Source organism: Vibrio sp. 1874, from assembly GCF_033344395.1.
In the GTDB taxonomy this organism is placed as follows: Bacteria; Pseudomonadota; Gammaproteobacteria; order Enterobacterales; family Vibrionaceae; genus Vibrio; species Vibrio alginolyticus.
In genome coordinates this window covers 1-1,164 of record NZ_JAWPOR010000130.1, presented here as the reverse complement: position 1 = coordinate 1,164, position 1,164 = coordinate 1, and the positions used below count along the sequence as shown (strand labels likewise).

Below are 1,164 nucleotides of genomic sequence, written 5' to 3'. Positions count from 1 at the left end.
ACCTTGAGTCAGACCAAAATCGTCCGCATTAAAAATGACTTTCATTGACGCTCTTCCTTAGTATTACAACGCTGTAAGTTTAAATTGAGGCAAATAAGGCGCATTAACCGCTAACAGCTCATCCAATATCGCTTTCGCTCGACCAATGTCTGGCACCAAAGGATTATTCGTTAATGCCATCAATGCTTTGTCGTAGTTACCTTCAACAGCGGCTTCTATCGTCAACTGCTCATAAGCTTTCACTTGATGCAGTAGTCCTTTGATGTTGTTTGATAGCTCACCAACAGCAAGTGGTTTTGCTCCCCAACTACCAATCACTGCACTGCATTCAATCACGGCGTCATCCGGTAGACCATTGATCGCGCCGTTGTTTAAGACGTTTACGACATGAATGCTGTTACGGTTGTTATAAATAGAGTCGACGAGATTGAGTGACGCATCTGAGTAATACGCTCCCCCTCGCTCTTCCAACTCTTTCGGTTTGTGGTCTAAGTTCGGATCTTGATAGAGCTTAAACAATGCGTTTTCGGTTTCCATGACTTGCTCTGCGCGAGTCCCTTTTTCATCTGCGCTCTGCTTTTCTTCTGCCAACATAGCGTCTGTTTGGTAAAAATAGCGATGATAAGGACAAGGAATCGCACCGAGCGCTTTTAGAAATGCCGGATCCCACGGTTCTTCCCAAATGTTCTTCATACTGAAGTTAGCGCCATCTCCGACTTTCTCTAAGACGGTTTGAGTGATGTCTTCGCCTTTCAGCCACGCTTTGTGTACCCAGACCAGATGATTTAGACCTGCAAACTCCAACTGTAGCTCTTTAGGCTCGCAATCCATCATCTCTGCAATCATCATTTCCATTGAGACGGGTACATTACATAAGCCGATACTTTTGACTTTAGTATGCTTACTCACCGCTTCTGAGACGAGACCAGCAGGGTTCGTAAAGTTGAGCATCCAAGCGTTTGGCGCCAACTCTTCAATGTCTTTACAGATATCAAGAATGACCGGAATGGTTCTCAGTGCTTTAGCAAATCCGCCAGGGCCTGTGGTTTCTTGTCCGATCACATCGTATTTGATAGGAATTCTTTCATCGTTTGCTCGAGCAGCAAGCCCGCCTACACGGAATTGAGTCATGACAAAGTCAGCGCCTTTGATCGCAGCACGGCG

The 1,164-nt window shown here is 45.7% G+C and carries 1 protein-coding gene; it reads right to left on the bottom strand.

The genetic code is table 11. The features are described from left to right. Positions 1-63: 63 nt before the first annotated feature. On the bottom strand, positions 64-1,164 hold a 1,101-nt coding region (locus R8N46_RS25060), incomplete at its 5' end, for a 6-phospho-beta-glucosidase (protein ID WP_318189754.1).